At 65.6% G+C, this 18,242-nt stretch carries 16 protein-coding genes; 12 read left to right on the top strand and 4 right to left on the bottom strand.

Features of this window, described 5'->3' with window-relative positions; all coding sequences use genetic code 11:
* Window positions 1-144 precede the first annotated feature (144 nt).
* From JQ592_RS37820 to JQ592_RS37850, 7 genes are all read left to right on the top strand, one after another.
* The gene (locus JQ592_RS37820) at window positions 145-1,158 is read left to right on the top strand and encodes an ABC transporter permease (protein ID WP_211407789.1); all 1,014 of its coding nucleotides are present in this window, start codon (window positions 145-147) and stop codon (window positions 1,156-1,158) included.
* 9 nt (window positions 1,159-1,167) lie between these two features.
* Window positions 1,168-2,067, top strand: coding sequence for an ABC transporter permease (locus JQ592_RS37825; protein ID WP_018644464.1), 900 nt, complete (start codon window positions 1,168-1,170; stop codon window positions 2,065-2,067).
* A 91-nt stretch (window positions 2,068-2,158) separates the two neighbouring features.
* Complete coding sequence (locus JQ592_RS37830) at window positions 2,159-3,997, top strand: dipeptide ABC transporter ATP-binding protein (protein WP_211407790.1); 1,839 nt, start codon at window positions 2,159-2,161, stop codon at window positions 3,995-3,997.
* Window positions 3,998-4,023: 26 nt separating this feature from the next.
* Window positions 4,024-4,203 (top strand): DUF4089 domain-containing protein, encoded by a 180-nt coding sequence (locus JQ592_RS37835; protein ID WP_128930863.1) that lies wholly within the window; start codon window positions 4,024-4,026, stop codon window positions 4,201-4,203.
* Between the two features lie 7 nt (window positions 4,204-4,210).
* Complete coding sequence (locus JQ592_RS37840; RefSeq protein WP_211407791.1) at window positions 4,211-5,605, top strand: AtzE family amidohydrolase; 1,395 nt, start codon at window positions 4,211-4,213, stop codon at window positions 5,603-5,605.
* A 1-nt stretch (window position 5,606) separates the two neighbouring features.
* Complete coding sequence (gene hpxZ / locus JQ592_RS37845; RefSeq protein ID WP_211407792.1) at window positions 5,607-5,999, top strand: oxalurate catabolism protein HpxZ; 393 nt, start codon at window positions 5,607-5,609, stop codon at window positions 5,997-5,999.
* 4 nt (window positions 6,000-6,003) lie between these two features.
* The gene (locus tag JQ592_RS37850; RefSeq protein WP_211407793.1) at window positions 6,004-6,726 is read left to right on the top strand and encodes a GntR family transcriptional regulator; all 723 of its coding nucleotides are present in this window, start codon (window positions 6,004-6,006) and stop codon (window positions 6,724-6,726) included.
* Window positions 6,727-6,837: 111 nt separating this feature from the next.
* Here JQ592_RS37850 and atzF read toward each other — a convergent pair whose 3' ends face one another.
* Together atzF and JQ592_RS37860 are read right to left on the bottom strand one after the other, a co-directional pair.
* The gene (atzF, locus tag JQ592_RS37855) at window positions 6,838-8,646 is read right to left on the bottom strand and encodes an allophanate hydrolase (RefSeq protein WP_211407794.1); all 1,809 of its coding nucleotides are present in this window, start codon (window positions 8,644-8,646) and stop codon (window positions 6,838-6,840) included.
* A gap of 183 nt (window positions 8,647-8,829) precedes the next feature.
* Entirely contained in the window at window positions 8,830-9,324 is a 495-nt protein-coding gene (locus tag JQ592_RS37860; protein ID WP_211407795.1) for a MarR family winged helix-turn-helix transcriptional regulator, read from the bottom strand.
* 150 nt (window positions 9,325-9,474) lie between these two features.
* Between JQ592_RS37860 and JQ592_RS37865 the strand changes: the two genes are divergently transcribed.
* Window positions 9,475-11,337, top strand: a complete 1,863-nt coding sequence (locus JQ592_RS37865; protein WP_211407796.1) for a feruloyl-CoA synthase — start codon at window positions 9,475-9,477, stop codon at window positions 11,335-11,337.
* 376 nt (window positions 11,338-11,713) lie between these two features.
* Here the strand turns inward: JQ592_RS37865 and JQ592_RS37870 are convergent, their stop codons facing one another.
* Window positions 11,714-12,220, bottom strand: coding sequence for a MarR family winged helix-turn-helix transcriptional regulator (locus JQ592_RS37870; protein ID WP_211407797.1), 507 nt, complete (start codon window positions 12,218-12,220; stop codon window positions 11,714-11,716).
* An 83-nt stretch (window positions 12,221-12,303) separates the two neighbouring features.
* On the opposite strand from JQ592_RS37870, the gene JQ592_RS37875 reads away from it, so the two are divergent.
* The 3 genes from JQ592_RS37875 to JQ592_RS37885 are packed head-to-tail and all read left to right on the top strand — an operon-like array spanning window position 12,304 to window position 15,110.
* Complete coding sequence (locus tag JQ592_RS37875; protein ID WP_211407798.1) at window positions 12,304-13,512, top strand: cytochrome P450; 1,209 nt, start codon at window positions 12,304-12,306, stop codon at window positions 13,510-13,512.
* Between the two features lie 12 nt (window positions 13,513-13,524).
* Entirely contained in the window at window positions 13,525-13,848 is a 324-nt protein-coding gene (locus tag JQ592_RS37880) for a 2Fe-2S iron-sulfur cluster-binding protein (RefSeq protein WP_211407799.1), read from the top strand.
* Window positions 13,849-13,898: 50 nt separating this feature from the next.
* A complete protein-coding gene (locus tag JQ592_RS37885) occupies window positions 13,899-15,110 on the top strand; it encodes an ABC transporter substrate-binding protein (RefSeq protein WP_211407800.1) in 1,212 nt (403 codons plus the stop codon).
* 177 nt (window positions 15,111-15,287) lie between these two features.
* Here JQ592_RS37885 and JQ592_RS37890 read toward each other — a convergent pair whose 3' ends face one another.
* Complete coding sequence (locus JQ592_RS37890) at window positions 15,288-16,550, bottom strand: NAD(P)/FAD-dependent oxidoreductase (RefSeq protein WP_211407801.1); 1,263 nt, start codon at window positions 16,548-16,550, stop codon at window positions 15,288-15,290.
* Window positions 16,551-16,861: 311 nt separating this feature from the next.
* Here JQ592_RS37890 and JQ592_RS37895 point away from each other — a divergent pair, with 311 nt between their 5' ends.
* Window positions 16,862-18,034 (top strand): ABC transporter substrate-binding protein, encoded by a 1,173-nt coding sequence (locus JQ592_RS37895; protein WP_211407802.1) that lies wholly within the window; start codon window positions 16,862-16,864, stop codon window positions 18,032-18,034.
* Window positions 18,035-18,242 lie beyond the last annotated feature (208 nt).

Below are 18,242 nucleotides of genomic sequence, written 5' to 3' on the forward strand. Positions count from 1 at the left end.
GACAGCCTCCTTGCTTCGCTGTCGAAAGTGTCCACGATGTCTCCGAACACCCGTCCACCATCTCCCCGGTCTGAACACCCACAAGGGGAGAGGGAGTGCAGCGGAGCGCGCCGCACGATCTCATTTCCACGTTAGGAGGCTGCCATGCTGACCATGATCGGCAAGCGCCTGATGTTCGCGATCCCCTCGCTGATCGGTGTCGTCATCGTCACCTTCCTGCTGACGCGCGCGCTGCCCGGTGATCCCGCTGCCTATTTCGCCGGCCCCGCCGCGACGAAAGAAGCCGTCGAGCAGATTCGGAAGAAACTCGGTTTCGACAGGCCGCTGGTCGAGCAGTTCTTCCGCTACGCCAACGATCTCGCCCATGGCGATTTCGGCAACTCGCTCACCACGGGCCAGCCGGTCGCGACCGAGATCCGCAACCGCCTGCCGGCCTCCGCTGAATTGACGCTGCTCGGACTCTTCGTGTCGATTGCGATCGCTATTCCGCTCGGCGTGCTCGCGGCAACGCGGCCGGGATCATGGGTTGACCATTTATGTCGCGTCACGACGACAGCCGGCGTCTCGCTGCCGGTGTTCTTCACCGGCCTCGTGCTGGTCTATGTCTTCTACTTCCGGCTCGGCTGGTCGCCGGCGCCGCTCGGCCGCCTCGACGTGTTCTATAGCGCGCCGCCGACGGTCACCGGCTTCTACCTGATCGACACGCTGATTGCGCGCGATGTCGAGGCCTTCCGCTCGGCGCTGAGCCAGCTCATCCTGCCCGCAACGACGCTCGCGATCTTCTCGCTGGCGCCGATCGCGCGCATGACGCGCGCCTCGATGCTGGCGGTGCTCGCATCCGAATTCGTCCGCACCGCGCGCGCCAGCGGCCTGTCGCCGGCGACCGTCATCGTCACCTACGCCTTCCGCAACGCGATGCTGCCCGTGATCACCACGCTCAGCATGGTGTTCTCGTTCCTGCTCGGCGCCAACGTGCTGGTCGAAAAAGTGTTCGCCTGGCCCGGCATCGGCTCCTACGCAGTGGAAGCGCTGATTTCGTCCGACTTCGCGCCGGTGCAGGGCTTTGTGCTGACCATGGCGGTCATGTACGTGCTGCTCAATCTCGTGATCGACATTTTGTACGGCGTAATCGATCCGCGCGTGCGGCTGGAAGGGTAGGGGGACACAATGAGCTCCGTTGCGCCTGCTGTTGAACCGGTCGGTCCCGCGCGAACGTCGGGCCTCACTGCGGTTCTCGAACAAACCCGCTACGTTCTCAGCGAGAACAAGGTCACGGGTTTTGCCTTTGCGCTGCTGATCGTGATCCTCATCGCCGCGATCTTCGGCCCCTATGTCGTGCCGTACGATCCGCTGGCCTCCGACACCGCCGCGGCGTTGAAGCCGCCGTCGGCCGCGCACTGGTTCGGCACCGATCAGCTCGGCCGCGACATCTTCAGCCGCGTCGTGGTTGCGACACGGCTCGACACCTTCATCGCGATCGCCTCCGTCGTGCTGGTGTTCCTGATGGGCGGCCTCGCCGGCATCGCGGCGGGCTATTTCGGCGGCTGGACCGATCGCATCGTCGGCCGCATCGCCGACACCATCATGGCCTTCCCGCTGTTCGTGCTCGCCATGGGCATCGTCGCCGCGCTCGGCAACACCGTGCAGAACATCATCCTCGCCACCGCGATCGTGAACTTCCCGCTCTATGCCCGCGTCGCGCGCGCTGAAGCCAATGTCCGCCGCAACGCCGGCTTCGTGCAGGCCGCGCGGCTATCAGGCAACGGCGAATTCCGCATCCTGCTGGTGCATATCCTGCCGAACATCATGCCGATCATGATCGTGCAGATGTCGCTGACCATGGGCTACGCCATCCTCAACGCCGCCGGCCTCTCCTTCATCGGCCTCGGCGTCCGCCCGCCGACCGCCGAATGGGGCATCATGGTCGCGGAAGGCGCGGGCTTCATGGTCTCAGGCGAATGGTGGATCGCGCTGTTCCCCGGCCTTGCCCTGATGATCGCCGTGTTCTGCTTCAACCTCCTCGGCGACGGCCTGCGCGACATCGTCGACCCCCAGCGGAGGACGTGATGTCAAGTCTCCGGCCGAAATTCACCAATGAAATCAACCCCGTTCTACTGTGCATGGGGTTGTTTTCGCACTTTTTGAGTGGGAGCCGCCGATGACCGCCCAGCCCCTGCTCGACGTCCAGGACCTCACGGTCGAATTCACCACCCGCCGCGGCATCGTGAAGGCGGTGCAGCACGTCAACATCTCCGTCGCCAAGGGCGAGACGCTGGCCATCGTCGGCGAGTCCGGGTCCGGCAAGTCGGTGACCTCTTACGCAGTGATGCGCATCCTCGACCGCGCCGGCAAGATCGCCGAGGGCTCGGTGATGTTCTCCGGCATCGACGTCAAGGCGGCGACCGAAGACCAGATGCGCGACCTGCGCGGCCGCGAAGTCTCGATGATTTTTCAGAACCCGCGTGCGGCGCTGAACCCGATCCGGAAAGTCGGCGACCAGATCGAGGACGTGCTGCGCACCCATGTGCAGCAGGCCCAGGTCGCCGATCACGGCGAGAAGGCGATCGAGGCGCTGGAGCAGGTCAAGATCGCCCGCCCGCGCGAGCGCTATCACGCCTATCCGTTCGAGCTCTCGGGCGGCATGTGCCAGCGTGTCGTCATCGCGCTCGCGCTGGCCTGCAATCCGCAGCTCCTCATCGCGGATGAGCCGACCACCGGCCTCGACGTCACCACCCAGAAAGCGGTGATGGACCTGATCGTCGAGCTGACCAAGCGCCGCGCGATGTCGACCATCCTGATCACGCACGATCTCGGCCTTGCGGCGGCCTATTGCGACCGCGTCGTCGTGATGGAAAAGGGCCGCGTGGTCGAGACCGCGAAAGCCGCCGACATCTTCGCCAACCCGCAGCACCCCTACACAAAGAAGCTGATGCGCGCGACGCCGCGGCTTGGGGTGAGCTTGCGCGATCTTTTGCCGGAGGAGGAGGGCGCTTCCTTCGCCTCTCCCCGCGTGCGGGGAGAGGCCGACGCGCAAAGCGCGGCGGGTGAGGGGGACTCTCCACGAGTCGAATTCGCGGAAGCAGCCCCTCACCCCGACCCTCTCCCCGTGAAGGACGGGGAGAGGGAGCAGACCGGTGCAAGCGGGGAGAGGGAGCAGACAAAACCCCTCCTCCGCATCGAAAAGCTCGTGAAAGAATACCCCCGCCAGGGCGCCACCGCTGTGCTGGGAAAATTGTTCAGCCGCAAGCCGCCGGTGGAGCCGGACGTGTTCCGCGCCGTCGACGGCATCAGCTTCTCGATCGGTCATGGCGAGAGCGTCGGCCTCGTCGGCGAATCCGGCTGCGGCAAATCGACCACGTCGATGATGGTGATGCGGCTGCTGGATCAGACCTCCGGCCTGATCCAGTTCGATGGCGAGGACATCGGTGACATCGCGCCGTCAGCTTTTGCCCGGCTGCCGCAGCGCAGCCGCATCCAGATGGTGTTCCAGGATCCGACCGACAGCCTCAACCCGCGCTTCACCGCCGCGCGCGCCATCGCCGACCCGATCATGCAACTGGGCGACATTAGGGGACGCGACGCGCTCCGCGCCCGCTGCGAGGAGCTGGCCACCATGGTCGGCCTGCCGCATAATCTGCTCGACCGCTTCCCGCATCAATTGTCCGGCGGCCAGAAGGCCCGCGTCGGCATCGCCCGTGCCATCGCCCTGCATCCGAAGCTCGTGATCCTGGACGAGCCGACCGCGGCGCTGGACGTCTCGGTGCAGGCCGTGGTCCTCAACCTGCTGCAGGACCTCAAGGCGCGGCTAGGTATGAGCTATCTGTTCGTCTCGCATGATTTGAATGTAGTGCGCTTGTTGTGCGATCGTGTCATTGTGATGCGGACCGGTCGAATCGTCGAGGAAGGCTCTTCCGAGCAGGTCCTCAGCGATCCCAAGGATGACTACACCAAGGAGCTGCTGACGGCGATCCCGCATCCGCCGTTGCAGGTACACTGAGAGTGCACTGATTGTTTGGGAGCGTGATGGCCGAGCCGCTGGACGACTATATCGACGCCGTATCGAAAGCGCTGGCGCTGCCGGTCGAGGAAGCCTGGAGGCCGGCGGTCCGCGCCAACCTCGAAGTCTCGTTGCGCCTTGGCCGCCTCGTCGATGAATTCGCGCTGCCGGACGAGACCGAGCCGGCGCCGATCTTCACCGCCTGACGCCGTCATGACCGCCAAGCCAGAGATGAACGCGGCCGACATCGCGAAAGCGGTGGCCGGCGGCCAATTGTCCGCGCTCGCCGCCACCGACGCTGCGCTTGCGCGCATCAAGCAGCACGACGGCATTCTCAATTCCTTCACCGACGTCACCGCCGATCGCGCCCGCGCGAAAGCGCGCGCGATCGATGCAGACATCGCCGCGGGCAAGAAAGCCGGCCCGCTCGCCGGCGTGCCCTTTGCGGTTAAGAACCTCTTTGACGTCGCGGGCCTCTCGACGCGCGCCGGCTCGAAGATCAACCGCGACCTTGCGCCGGCCAGGCGCGACGCGACCTTGATCGAGCGGATGGAAGCCGCCGGCGCCGTCCTCGTCGGCGCGCTCAACATGGGCGAATACGCCTACGACTTCACCGGCGAGAACATCCATGACGGCCCCTCGCGCAATCCGCATGACACCACGCGGATGAGCGGCGGCTCCTCCGGCGGCTCGGGCAGCGCCGTCGGCGGCGCGCTGGTGCCGATCGCGCTCGGCTCGGACACCAACGGTTCGATCCGCGTGCCGTCCTCGTTCTGCGGCATCTTTGGCCTGAAGCCGACCTATGGCCGGCTCTCGCGTGCGCGCTCGTTCCCGTTCGTGGCAAGCCTCGATCATCTCGGCCCGTTCGCGCGCTCGGTCACCGATCTCGCGCTCGCCTATGACGTGATGCAGGGGCCGGACGCCGACGACGGCGCCTGCACGACGCGTGGGTTAGAGCCCGTCACGCCGCTGTTAGCTGAGTCCATATCGGGCCTGCGCGTCGGGATCGCCGGCGGGCATTTCCAGAAGAACGTGTTTCCGGAAGCGGTCGAAGCCGTCGGCCGTGTCGCCAAGGCGCTCGGCGCGACGCAAGTGATCGATGTCCCCGAAGCCTCGCGCGCCCGCGCGGCGGCTTACGTCATCACCACCACCGAAGGTGCCTCGCTGCATCTCGACCGCCTGCGCAAGCGCCCGAACGATTTCGATCCCGCCGTGCGCGACCGGCTGATCGCGGGCGCGATGGTGCCGGCAGCGCTGGTCGACCGCGCGCAGAAATTCCGGCGCTGGTATCGGGCCCAGCTCGCCGAGATCTTCAGGTCGGTCGACGTGCTGATTGCACCTGCAACGCCCTGCACCGCACCAAAACTCGGCCAGGTGAATTTCAATCTCGACGGCGTCGAGTTGCCGGTGCGCGCCAATATCGGCATCCACACCCAGCCGATCTCCTTCATCGGCCTGCCTGTCGTCGCCGTCCCGGTGCCGCTCGAGCCGCTGCCGATCGGGGTGCAGATCATCGCCGCGCCCTGGCGGGAGGACGTTGCGCTTCGCGTCGCCTATGCGTTGGAACAGATGGGCGTCGTCGCCGCGCCTGCGCCGAGAGGATTCTGAAATGGAGATCGATCTCCCCGAGGTGATCGCGGAAGTCAAAGCCGCGTTCGAGCGCTATGAGCAGGCCCTCATCAGCAACGACGTCGCCGTGCTCGGCGAGCTGTTCCGCAACGATCCCCGCACCCTGCGCTACGGCATCGGCGAGAACCTTTACGGCTATGAGGCGATCTCCGGTTTTCGTGCTGGTCGCTCTCCGGTCGGGCTGAACCGCCGCACTGCCAAGACCGTCATCAGCAGCTACGGCCGCGACACGGCCGTCGCCTCCACCTTGTTCTATCGCGACACGGCGCCCGGCAAGGTCGGCCGGCAGATGCAGACGTGGATTCGCTTCCCGGAGGGCTGGCGCGTCGTCGCGGCTCATGTCAGCATCATCGACGAGCCGAAAGAGACCTGACCGAATGACGCTTGACGATCTTCCGCCCGGGACACTGCCGGCCGAGCCGGTGGTGCCCCGCGTCGACCGGGCACTGCCGTCGGTGCAGAAGGTCACGCGCGCCGAGGAGCTGCGTCTTCAGCTTGCCGATGAGATCGTGCGCGGAACCCTGGCGCCGGGCTCGCCGCTGGACGAGACCGACATCGCGCGGCGCTTCAGCGTGTCGCGAACGCCGGTGCGTGAGGCGCTGCGGCAACTGGTGGCGAGCGGCCTCGTCGAGGCGCGGCCTCATCGCGGCGCGGTGGTGGCGCAGCCCTCGATCGACCGGCTGAAGAGCATGTTCGAGGCGATGGCCGAGCTAGAGGCGCTATGCGCCGGCCTTGCCGCCGAGCGGATGTCCCCTGCAGAGCGCCATGCGCTCGAGGCCGTCCACGAAGAGCTGCGGCTGCTGAGCTACGCCGGCAATCCCGAGCGCTTCCACGAGGTCAACGAGCGCTTCCACAACACGATCTATGCGGGATCGCAGAACGGCTACATCGCCGAGATCACGCTGGCGACGCGCGTGCGCGTGCAGCCGTTCCGCCGCGCCCAGTTCCGCAATCTCGGCCGTCTCGCCAAATCGCAGGCCGAGCACGACCGCGTCGTCGTCGCCATCATGCGCGGCGACAAGCAGGGCGCCGCCGCCGCCATGCGCGCGCATATCGAGCTGGTGCGCGGGGAGTATGAGATCTACGCGGTGTCGGTGTAGGTCCGCGCACTCGGTGCCGTAGGGTGGGCAAAGGCGCAAAGCGCCGTGCCCACCATTCATCCAAACTGAGGGTGATGGTGGGCACGCTTCGCTTTGCCCACCCTACGAGACCTACTCTGTCGCAGCTTCCGCCATGTACTTCCGCCAACCGCCATAGCTCGTGATGTCCCGCGCCTCGCCCAGCACCTCCGGCTCGACGAGAAAGCCCTTCACGCTGCGGCCATCCGCGAGTCTGATCGTGCCGATCGCCATCGGTGCGGGAATCGCGTTGACGAACTTGCCGAAGGCGGACGACGAGAGCGACCAGATCTCCAGCTCGATCGCGGCGCCTTTGCCGGCCTCGACGCGCAGCATGCCCGGCTTCGGCGGCGTCGTCGGGAGCGCGTAGAGCTTGTAATCGGCCGACGTCCTGGCTGCCTCGATCAGGCGTGCGTTCAGCGCCTTCAACTCGCCGTTCAGCGCCATGCCGGAGAGATGCGCTCCGACGACCGCGATCGGAATCTCGTCGTCGCTGCTGGCAGGGAGCGGCGCGAGCGGAGCCTGCGCCACGCCCTTCGCGCCAACGGTCAGCTTCGTGTCGGCATGGAACACGCGGCCGATGCTCGCAAGCAGCGCATCGCGTCCTGCGGGCGCAAGCAGCGTGATGCCGAACGGAACGCCGTCGCTGCGCATCGAGGCCGGCACGGCGAGGCCGCAGAGGTCGAGCAGGTTCACAAAGTTGGTGTAGGTGCCGAGCCGGCTGTTGAGCTCGATCGGATTGGCGAGCACCTGCGCGGTCGTATAGGCCGTCGGGGCGGTCGGCAGCACCAGCGCGTCGATGTTTGCAAACGTGCGCTCGGCGATCTTGCGCAGGCCCTGCAGGCGGTAGAGCGCCGAGAAGGTTTCGGCCGCGGTGAGCCGCGCGCTAGCCGCAGTGATCTCGCGCGTGACCGAATGGATTGCGTCAGGCGCCGACGCCAGCAGATTCTTGATCACGAGATAGCGCTCGGCGACCCAGGGACCTTCATACAGCAGCCGCGCTGTCTCGTAGAACGGCTCGAGGTCGAACTCGACCAGCGTGGCCCCAAGCGCGGTCCAGCGCTTCAGCGCATCGGCATAGCCAGCCTCCGCTTTCCTGTCGCCGAAGAAGATCAGCTGTCCGTTGCGGGGCACGCCGAGGCGCAGATTTGCGGGGAATTGCGTGAGCGGGCCAAGCGGCCGGTCGCGCGAGAACGGATCGGCCTGGTCGGGGCCGGCTATCACGGACAGGGCGAGTGCGGCGTCGTCCACCGTCAAAGCGAACACCGAGATGCAGTCGAGCGTGCGGCAGGCCGGCACCAGGCCCGCGGTCGAGATCATGCCGAGGCTCGGCTTCAGCCCGACGATGTTGTTGAGCATCGCCGGCACGCGGCCTGAGCCGGCAGTGTCGGTGCCAAGCGACAGCGGGACGAGGCCGGCACCGACGGCGGTCGCCGATCCCGAGCTCGATCCGCCGGGAATCAGATCCTCGCGGATCGAGTTGCGGGGGATGCCGTAGGGCGAGCGCACACCGACGAGGCCGGTTGCGAACTGGTCGAGATTGGTCTTGCCGATGATGATGGCCCCCGCGGCGCGCAGGCGCTCCACGGCGGTGGAGTCATGCGTCGGGGTGTAGGAGAAGGCGGGACAGGCGGCGGTGGTCGGAAAGCCCAGCGCGTCGATATTGTCCTTCACCGCGACCGGCACGCCGTAGAGCGGCAGGCTGGCGGCATCCGCGCGGGCGGCGAGCTTTTCGGCCTCCGCGATCGCGTCCTTCTCGTCGCGCAGGCTGATGAAGACGGCGGGATCGCTGTAGTCGCGGATGCGCTGATAGCTCCGCGCGATCGTCTCTGCCGGCGTCATCGCGCCCGCGCGATGCGCGGCCACAATCGCGGCGATCGTTTCAGGCTGCTCAGCCCCCATGGCGTCCAAACTCCGGCAACAGGTCTCACCCGGATTGAAGCAAGCGATGTGCCATTGTGTACAGAATCCGGGCACGGCGCGTGTGCCGGATATTATCGAGGGATCAGTAGCTTGGGGGACATTTCGTCGATCGGGCGGGTTACGCCCGCCTGCGGGCATCTGCCCAAATCCTAGGCAGCTGGATCAGGTGAAGCCCGCGAGGATACGAAGCAGCTGCTCCCGGTTCTCCCTGCCGATCTTGGCCTCGACATTCCGCTCGTGCTCGGCGGCGAGACGCTTGAACTTCGCCAGCGCTGTCTCGCCCTGCGCGGTGAGGTGCAGCGCGTGCGAGCGCCGGTCCTCTTTCGACTTGACCCGCTTCACGAGCTTGCGCTGCTCGAGGCTGTCGAGCAGATGCACCAGGCGGGCGCGCTCGATGCCGAGGCGCTTTGCCACCGCCATCTGCGACAGGCCGGGATTGGCGCCGATCACCGTCAGCACCGAATATTGCGTCGGCCGGATATCGACATCGCCCAGCGTCCTGATGAAGTCCTGGAAAATCCAGATCTGGAAGCGCCGCACCGCATAGCCGGCGTGTCCGACCAGGGCGTCGAGGCCGATCTCGTCCGCGTCGTGTTGTCGCGCTGCACCGTTGCCGGCGCGTTTGCGTGGGGAGGTCTGGGCTGCGCGGGCTGTCACATTGTGTCTCCTGCGGCGCGACCCTAGCGCCTCGACGGCCACAGTGGAAGATTGTTGTTGACGACAACAATTGGCGTGCCCAACATTATGGTCAAAGCGGTCCGGAACGAGGCTGCGGCCGACCCGGGCTTCCGGGCGAGGAGGAAACACATGACAGCCGCCCCACGCGGTGACACGTCAGATCTGTTCGCAGTGCCGAAAACCGTCGCCGAGCATCGTGCCGACGGCAGCATCGTGTTGCGCTCGCCGGAACCCTTGCGCGAAAGCGCGCGCTGCATCGGGGACTGGCTGGAGCATTTTGCGCGGCAGACGCCCGACAAGATATTTCTCGCCGAGCGCGGCAATCCTGAAGCGCCGTGGACCACCGTCACCTACGCGCAGGCGCTGCGGCAGGTGCGCGGGGCGGCGTCGTGGATTCTCGCGCAGGGCCTCAGCGCGGAGCGCCCGCTCGCGATCCTCTCCGACAACAGCATCGACCACGCGCTGCTCGCGCTCGCCGCCCAGCATGTCGGCGTGCCCTCGGCGGCGATCTCGCCGGCCTATTCGCTGATGTCGAAGGATTTTGACAAGCTCAAGAGCATGATCGCGCTGCTCGAGCCCGGTGCGATCTACGTGTCCGCTGCAAAGCCATTTGCGGCGGCGCTCGCCGCGATCAAGCCGCTGCACAATGCGCAGATCATCAGCGGCAATGCCGATGATGCCGAGGTGCTCGCGTTCCGCACCGTTGCGGCAACGCCGGAACGTCCGGAGGTCGCAAAAGCCTTCGCTGCGCTCACGCCTGATACGATCGCAAAATTCCTGTTCACCTCGGGCTCGACCGGCACGCCGAAAGCCGTCATCAACACCCAGCGCATGCTGACCTCGAGCCAGCAGGCCAAGGCGCAGACCTGGACCTTTCTCGAGCAGGCGCGCGGCGATCTCGTCATCCTCGACTGGCTGCCCTGGAGCCACACGTTCGGCGCCAATCACAATTTCAATCTCGTGCTGCGCAATGGCGGCTCGCTCTATATCGACGGCGGCAAGCCCGCGCCCGGCCTGTTCGCGACCTCGCTCGCCAATCTGAAAAGCGTGATGCCGACGGTCTATTTCAACGTGCCGCGCGGATTCGACATGCTGATCGCGGCGCTGCGCGGTGACGAGGAGCTGCGCCGCCGCTTCTTCAGCGAGGTGAAATTCGCCTTCTATGCCGGCGCGGCGCTCCCACAGAATCTCTGGGACGCGCTCGAGCAGCTCTCCGTCGAGACCGTCGGCCGCGCGTTGCCGATGGTCTCGGCCTGGGGATCGACCGAGACCTCGCCGCTCGCGGCCGACTGCCATTTCCTTGCCGAACGCTCCGGCAATATCGGCGTGCCGATTCCCGGCACCGAATTGAAGCTCGTTAGGTCAGGCGACAAGCTGGAGGTGCGCGTGCGCGGCCCCAATGTCACGCCGGGCTATTGGAAGGCGCCCGAGCTCACGAAGCAGGCGTTCGACGAGGAGGGGTTTTATCTCATCGGCGATGCGGTGAAGCTTGCCGATAGTGCGCGGCCGGAGCGCGGCCTGTTCTTCGACGGTCGCGTTGCGGAAGACTTCAAGCTCAATTCCGGCACCTGGGTCAGCGTCGGCACGCTGCGCGTTGCCGGCATCGCCGCGCTGGCACCGCTCGCGCAGGATATCGTCGTGTCGGGTCACGGCGGCGACGAGGTGCGCTTCCTGGTGTTTCCGAACATCGCCGCCTGCCGCGCTCATGCCGGCTTGCCCGAGACGGCGGCCGTGGGTGATGTGCTGGCGCATGCCGAGGTTCGCAGCGCGATCGCGCAGGGTCTCGCAAAGCTGAAACAGCAGAGCGCCAACTCCTCCGGCCATGCCACGCGCGCGCTGCTGCTCGCCGAGCCGCCGTCGGTGGACGGCGGCGAAATCACCGACAAGGGCTACATCAACCAGCGCGCCGTGCTGACGCGGCGTGCGGAGGCCGTGGCGCGGCTGAACGACAATGCGTCGGGGGAGTGGGTTGGCTGCGCGAAGCTGAGTTGACTGCATAGCGTTGTTCGCTCTCGTGCCCCGGACGCAGCGCAGCACGCAGTGATGCGCTGCCGAGCCGGGGCCCATCTATCTTATCCTGTTGCGCGCGGCTGCATGGGTCCCGGCTCTGCGCAGCAGCGTTTCACGCTGCAGCGCGTCCGGGACACGAGAGCTGACGGGCAATAAGCCAGTCATCCTGTCGCAATATCCTGCCGATTCTTTTGTTGCCTAAGCAACTAATTTGTGCGAACCGTTCCAGACGAGGATGACGGCGGGCGAACCGCTGCGTCCAATCTCGGAGGAAACAATGCTCGGCAGGAATGGTGCCGCGGGCAAATGCGGGCGCATGCCCGAAGACGCCGGCACGACGCACCCGCGGTGCGGCGCGTCAGGTGTAGCTGCTGTCCGTCACGGCGCCGAGATTCTCGTGCAGCCGGCGGAGCAGGTCGATCAGCACCTCGCGCTCGTCCTTGCTCAGGCAGGACAACAGCCGCCGCTCGCGCTCGAAGGCAGCCACGATCACCTTGTCATGCGTGGCGCGGCCCTTTGCGGTCAGCGCGATCGAATGGGTGCGGCCGTCGTTGGGGTCGGTGCGGATCGAGATCAGCCCGCGCTTCTCCAGCCCTGCGAGCGTCCGGCTCACGGGCCCCTTGTCGAAGCCGATGACGTGGCAGATGCGCGAGGCCGGAATGCCGGGCTCGATCGCCAGCAGAGACATGATCCGCCATTCCGTGACGTTGACGCCGAACTGCTTCTGATAGAACGCGGTCGCGCTGTTCGAGAGCTTGTTGGCGATGAAGGTGATGAACGCCGGTACGTAACGCTCGAGATCGAGCGTCGGCCCGGCATCCGTGGGTGCGGGCTTTTGGCGGGCTCTGGTCGAAGACGGCGGCATATCGGGTTTCTGACTCGCGGCGTGCCGAAAGACCTAAGGGCATGCGCCGCCCTTTCACAAGATCAAAATAAGGGAGGACTTCAATGAGCGCACCCGGCTCCGCCGCATCTGGCGTCCCGCATCTCGACGTCGATCCCTTCGACGTGACGTTTTTTGCCGACCCCTATCCCACGCATGAGCTGCTGCGGGAGGCGGGCCCGGTGGTCTATCTCGACAAATGGAAGGTCTATGGCGTGGCGCGCTATGCCGAGGTCCATGCCGTGCTGAACGATCCCGCCACCTTCTGCTCCAGCCGCGGCGTCGGCCTGTCCGATTTCAAGAAGGAGACGCCGTGGCGGCCGCCGAGCCTGATCCTGGAGGCCGATCCCCCGGCGCACACCCGCACCCGGGCGGTGCTGTCAAAAGTGCTGTCGCCGACCGTGATGAAGCAGGTGCGCGAGCGTTTTGCCGCGGCGGCGGAGGAGCGGGTGGATGCGCTGATCGACAAGCGCAGCTTTGATGCGATCACGGATCTCGCGGAAGCGTACCCGCTCTCGATCTTTCCCGATGCGCTCGGGCTGAAGCCGGAGGGGCGCGAGCATCTGATTCCCTACGCGAGCGTCGTGTTCAACGCGTTCGGCCCGCCCAACCAGCTGCGCCAGGAGGCGATCGAACGTTCGATGCCGCACCAGGCCTATGTTGCCGAGCAATGCCAGCGCGAGAACCTTGCGCCCGGCGGCTTTGGCGCCTGCATTCATGCGCAGGTCGACGAGGGCGCCATCACGGCCACCGAGGCGCCGCTATTGGTGCGCTCGCTGCTCTCGGCCGGCCTCGATACCACCGTCAACGGCATCGGTGCGGCCCTGTACTGCCTCGCGCGCTTTCCCGATCAGTGGCAGCGCCTGCGCAATGATCTCTCGCTGGCGCGCGGCGCCTTCGAGGAGGCGGTGCGGTTCGAGAGTCCGGTGCAGACCTTCTTCCGCACCACCACGCGCGAGGTCGAGCTGTCTGGCACCAGGATCGGCGAGGGCGAAAAGGTGCTGATGTTCCTCGCCGCCGCCAATCGCGATCCGCGGCGCTGGGACAGCCCTGACAGCTACGACATCACCCGCCGCACCTCCGGCCATGTCGGGTTCGGCTCCGGCATCCACATGTGTGTCGGCCAACTCGTCGCCCGTCTTGAAGGCGAGGTGATGCTGACGGCGCTGGCGCGCCGTATTGCTAAGATCGAGATCACGGGCGAGCCGAAACGCCGCTTCAACAACACGCTGCGCGGGCTCGACAGCCTGCCTGTCACCATTACCCCGGCCTGACGAGGAGTTTTGATGCCCGCCATCACCTTCATCCATCCCGACGGCAAGTCCGACCGCGTCGAGACTTCAGGCGGCGAGAGCGCCATGCAGGCCGCGACCCGTCACGGCCTCGACGGCATTTTGGCCGAATGCGGCGGCAACGCGATGTGCGCGACGTGCCACGTCTATGTCGACGAGAGCTGGCTCGCGCGCTTGCCTGCGGTAGCCGACGACGAGGACGCGCTGCTCGACGGCACCGCCGCCGAGCGGCTGCCGAACAGCCGGCTGTCCTGCCAGATCAACATCACGCCCGAACTCGATGGGCTCGTGCTGCGTCTGCCGGATCGGCAGGTCTGAATTTCGATGTGCCGGCAACGACCGGCAACCAACACACAGGGGAGGGAATGATGAAACATCTGAAGTGGACGCTCGCGCTGGCCGCGAGCCTGGTAACCGGCGCGGCGAATGCCGAGATATCGGACAACGTCGTGCGCATCGGCGTGCTCAACGATATCTCGGGCATCTTCCAGGACACCAACGGCATGGGCTCGGTCGAGGCCGCGCGCATGGCGGCGGAGGATTTCAACGGCGGGGCTAAGGGCATCAAGGTCGAGATCGTCTATGCCGATCACCAGAACAAGGCCGATGTCGGCAATGCCATCGCGCGCAAATGGCTCGATGTCGAAGGCGTCGATGCCATCGTCGACGTGCCGAATTCGGCCGTCGGCCTCTCCATCAACACGCTGCTGCGCGACAGCCGCATGACCTTCCTGGCCTCGTCGACGGCAAGCTCCGATCTCACCGGCAAGGCCTGCTCGCCCAACACCATCCAGTGGGTCAACGATACCTGGGCGACCGGCAACACCACGGCAGCGGCCATGGTCTCGCGCGGCGGCAAGGACTGGTATTTCCTCACCGTGGATTTTGCGCTCGGCAAGGGTATCGAGGCGGAGGCCCAGAAATACATCGAGTCGCATGGCGGCAAGGTGATCGGCTCTTCCAAGCATCCGCTCGGCACTTCCGATTTCGCGTCCTTCCTGCTGCAGGCGCAGAGCTCGAAGGCGCAGGTGATCGGCCTTGCCAATGCCGGCGGCGACACCATCAATGCGGTGAAACAGGCGGCCGAGTTCGGCATCCAGCAGAGCGGCCAGAAGCTCGTGGCCTTCCTGCTCTTCATCAACGACGTCCACGGCATGGGCATCAAGGTTGCGCAGGGTCTCCAGCTCATGGAAGCGTTCTACTGGGACATGAACGACGACACCCGCGCCTTCGCCAAGCGCTTTGCCGCACGGCCCGGCATGAACGGCAAGATGCCGAGCGGCAACCAGGCCGGCGTCTATGCCTCGACGCTCGCTTATCTCAATGCGGTTGCTGCGACCGGCAGCGACAATGCCAGGGACGCCGTGCCGGAGATGAAGAAGTTCAGGGGCAAGGACAAGCTGTTCGGCGACACCACGATCCGCCAGGACGGCCGCGTCGTGCATCCGATGTACCTGTTCGAGGTGAAGAAGCCGGAAGAGTCGAAATATCCGTACGACTATTACAAGCTGGTCTCGACGATTCCTGCGGACCAGGCATTCCGGCCGCTGGCGGAAGGCGGGTGCGAGCTGGTGAAGTGAATGTAGCGGCGAGCACTGCTGCACCCTCTCCCCTTGTGGGCCCCCTTGTGGGAGAGGGTGGCTTCGCGAAGCGAAGCCGGGTGAGGGGTCTCTCTCGTCACCAATGGTCTTGCAAGTGGAGAGAGACCCCTCATCCGGCGCTTCGCGCCACCTTCTCCCACAAGGGGAGAAGGAAGCTTACACCACCTTGCTTGACCCCTGCGTGATCAGCCGCGCCGCACGCTGATCCCGCGCGTAGATCCAGAGCCAGCTCAAGGCGACGCTGAGGCGGTGGCGGAGGCCGATCAGGAAGTAGATGTGGGCGATGCCCCAGATCCACCATGCAATGGTGCCGCGCAGCTTGACCTTGCCGAAGTCGATCACCGCGAGCCGCTTGCCGATCTGCGCAAGGCTGCCGGCATGCTTGTAGCGGAACGGGCCCGCCGATGCGCCGCGCAACCGCGCCTTGATGGTCTCGGCGACATGGCGTCCTTGCTGCTTGGCCGCCGGTGCGATGCCCGGCACCGGCTTGCCGTCCCAGGCGTTGATGCTGACGGTGTCGCCGATCGCAAAGATCTCGGGATGACCGGGAATCGTGAGATCATCCTCGACCTGCACGCGCCCGGCGCGATCGCTCGGTGCGCCCAGCCATTCGGCGGCGGGCGAGGCACGCACGCCGGCGGCCCAGATTCTTGTCTTCGCCTCGAGCAGCTTGCCGCCGAACACGACGCCCTCACGATTGATCTCGGTGACGGGCTGCCCGAGCACGACCTCCACGCCGATCTTTTCCAGCGAGGCCTGCGCGTAAGCTGAGAGATCGTCGGCGAAGCCTGCGAGCACGCGCGGCCCGGCCTCGATCAGCACCACGCGGGCCTTGGTCGTGTCGATGTTGCGGAAATCGCCGGGCAAGGTGTGATGCGCCATCTCGGCGATGGTGCCGGCGAGCTCGACGCCGGTCGGGCCGGCGCCGACGATGACAAAGGTCAGGCGCGCCGCGCGTTTCGCCGGATCGGTCTCGCGCTCGGCGCGCTCGAAGGCCACCAGGATATGGCGGCGCAGCGTGGTTCCGTCCTCCAAAGTCTTCAGGCCAGGCGCGAACTGCTCCCACTCGTCATGGCCGAAATAGGCGTGCCGCGCGCCGGTTGCGAGCACCAGCGTGTCGTAAGGCACCTCGCTGCCGTCGTCGATCAGCACGCAGCGCCGCTCGGTATCGACGCCGCTGACCGTCGCAAACAGCGTCGTCACCTCGCGCCGGTCGCGCATGAGATGGCGGATCGGCCAGGCGATCTCGCTGGTGGCGAGCGATGCGGTCGCGACCTGGTAGAGCAGCGGCTGAAATAGATGGTGGTTGCGGCGGTCGATCAGCGTGATCTCGACCGGGGCGCCCGCAAGTCGGTAAGTCGCCTCCAGCCCGCCGAAGCCGGCGCCGACGATAACGACGCGATGGGGATTTGCGGTCATGATGCACCCTCGAATCTCGCTGCTTCTCATCTTCATTTAAGTGCGGATCGGGCGTCGCGGTCCAATAGTCGTCATCAATCGCGGCATAGGCGGGGTGTATCGATCCGCCGTGAAAAAGCGCCGCAGGCTTGACCCGGCCTTGGCCGAAGTAAGTAGCATTATATTTCTTGCCATCGCCGATTGGGGCGAAATATGGTGCCGGGGCAGGCGCTGAGCCATTGGCGGCTCGACAGATTTTGCGTTCAATAGAGACAGGCCCGGGGCGGCGATCACCCCGTTTCCGGGACCAATAATAAAGGAGGGGAGTGGTTATGAGGACGTCATTCTGGCTGGCGGGCGCGGCGGCGCTGGTGCTGGCGAGCCCGGCATTTGCCGGCGACACCATCAAGATCGGTTTCGTCTCGACCTTCAGCGGCCCGACCGCCGTGATCGGCAACGACATGCGCAACTCCTTCGAGCTCGCGCTCGACCATCTCGGCCGCAAGATGGGCGGCAAGCCGGTCGAGGTGATCTACGAGGACGACGGGCAGAAGCCCGATGTCGGCAAGCAGAAGACCGAGAAGCTGGTGCAGTCCGACAAGGTCGATTTCATCGTCGGCTATATCTGGTCGAACGTCCTCTTGGCCTCGCTCAAGACCGCCGTCGACTCCAAGACATTCCTGATCTCGGCCAATGCCGGCCCGTCGCAGCTCGCCGGCGAATTGTGCTCGCCCTACGTGTTCTCGACCTCGTGGCAGAACGACCAGACCCCGCAGGCGGTCGGCACCTACATGAACCAGAAGGGCGTCAAGTCCGTATTCCTGATCGGCCCGAACTACGCGGCCGGCAAGGACATGCTGGCCGGCGTCAAGAGCACCTTCAAGGGCGAGGTGGTCGGCGAGGAATATACGGTGTGGCCGAGCCAGCTGGACTTCTCCGCCGAGCTCACCAAGGCCAAGAACTCCAAGGCCGAGTCGATCTTCGTGTTCTATCCGGGCGCGGCCGGCGTCCAGTTCCTGAACCAGTATGCGCAGGCCGGCATCAAGCAGCAGATCCCGCTCTATACGGCCTTCACGATCGACGAATTGTCGCTGCCGCTGCAGAAGGACAACGCGCTCGGCGTGCCCGGCGCGCAGCAATGGGTCAACGACCTGCCCAATGACGAGAACAAGAAGTTCGTTGCCGACTACCGCAAGAAGTATACCGGCCTGCGCCCGACCTTCTACGGCGCGCAGTCCTATGACGCCGCGAACCTGATCAACAGCGCCGTCGTCGCGGTGAAGGGCGACACCTCCAAGAAGGACGAGATGAAGGCCGAGATGGAGAAGGTGAACTTCAAATCGGTGCGCGGCCCGTTCAAGTACGGCAACAACCACATCCCGATCCAGAATTTCTACCTGCAGGACGTGGTCAAGGACGCCGAAGGCCAGCTCGCGCTGAAGACCGTCGCCACCATCGTGGAGAACGACCAGGATCGTTTCCACGACAAGTGCAAGATGAAGTAGCCACGAGCGACGTTGCCCCTTCTCCCCTTGTGGGAGAAGGTGGCGCGAAGCGCCGGATGAGGGGTTCTATCCGCGAACGTCTTTGACGGCGATGTGTGGGGAGAGAACCCCTCACCCGTCTCGCCGCTATCGCGGCGAGCCACCCTCTCCCACTGTTCAGACCGGGGAGATGGTGGACGGGTGTTCGGAGACATCGTGGACACTTTCT

It is taken from the genome of Bradyrhizobium iriomotense, from assembly GCF_018129405.1.
GTDB classification, from domain to species: Bacteria; Pseudomonadota; Alphaproteobacteria; order Rhizobiales; family Xanthobacteraceae; genus Bradyrhizobium; species Bradyrhizobium iriomotense_B.

Bases quoted from the DNA above. Each gene is read 5' to 3' on its own strand.
- JQ592_RS37830 (WP_211407790.1), top strand. From the start codon at position 2,159: ATGACCGCCCAGCCCCTGCTCGACGTCCAGGACCTCACGGTCGAATTC.
- hpxZ (WP_211407792.1), top strand. From the start codon at position 5,607: ATGGAGATCGATCTCCCCGAGGTGATCGCGGAAGTCAAAGCCGCGTTC.
- JQ592_RS37890 (WP_211407801.1), bottom strand. From the start codon at position 16,550: ATGACCGCAAATCCCCATCGCGTCGTTATCGTCGGCGCCGGCTTCGGC.
- JQ592_RS37825 (WP_018644464.1), top strand. From the start codon at position 1,168: ATGAGCTCCGTTGCGCCTGCTGTTGAACCGGTCGGTCCCGCGCGAACG.
- JQ592_RS37875 (WP_211407798.1), top strand. From the start codon at position 12,304: ATGAGCGCACCCGGCTCCGCCGCATCTGGCGTCCCGCATCTCGACGTC.
- JQ592_RS37840 (WP_211407791.1), top strand. From the start codon at position 4,211: ATGACCGCCAAGCCAGAGATGAACGCGGCCGACATCGCGAAAGCGGTG.
- JQ592_RS37870 (WP_211407797.1), bottom strand. From the start codon at position 12,220: ATGCCGCCGTCTTCGACCAGAGCCCGCCAAAAGCCCGCACCCACGGAT.
- JQ592_RS37880 (WP_211407799.1), top strand. From the start codon at position 13,525: ATGCCCGCCATCACCTTCATCCATCCCGACGGCAAGTCCGACCGCGTC.
- atzF (WP_211407794.1), bottom strand. From the start codon at position 8,646: ATGGGGGCTGAGCAGCCTGAAACGATCGCCGCGATTGTGGCCGCGCAT.
- JQ592_RS37820 (WP_211407789.1), top strand. From the start codon at position 145: ATGCTGACCATGATCGGCAAGCGCCTGATGTTCGCGATCCCCTCGCTG.
- JQ592_RS37835 (WP_128930863.1), top strand. From the start codon at position 4,024: ATGGCCGAGCCGCTGGACGACTATATCGACGCCGTATCGAAAGCGCTG.
- JQ592_RS37850 (WP_211407793.1), top strand. From the start codon at position 6,004: ATGACGCTTGACGATCTTCCGCCCGGGACACTGCCGGCCGAGCCGGTG.
- JQ592_RS37885 (WP_211407800.1), top strand. From the start codon at position 13,899: ATGAAACATCTGAAGTGGACGCTCGCGCTGGCCGCGAGCCTGGTAACC.
- JQ592_RS37895 (WP_211407802.1), top strand. From the start codon at position 16,862: ATGAGGACGTCATTCTGGCTGGCGGGCGCGGCGGCGCTGGTGCTGGCG.
- JQ592_RS37865 (WP_211407796.1), top strand. From the start codon at position 9,475: ATGACAGCCGCCCCACGCGGTGACACGTCAGATCTGTTCGCAGTGCCG.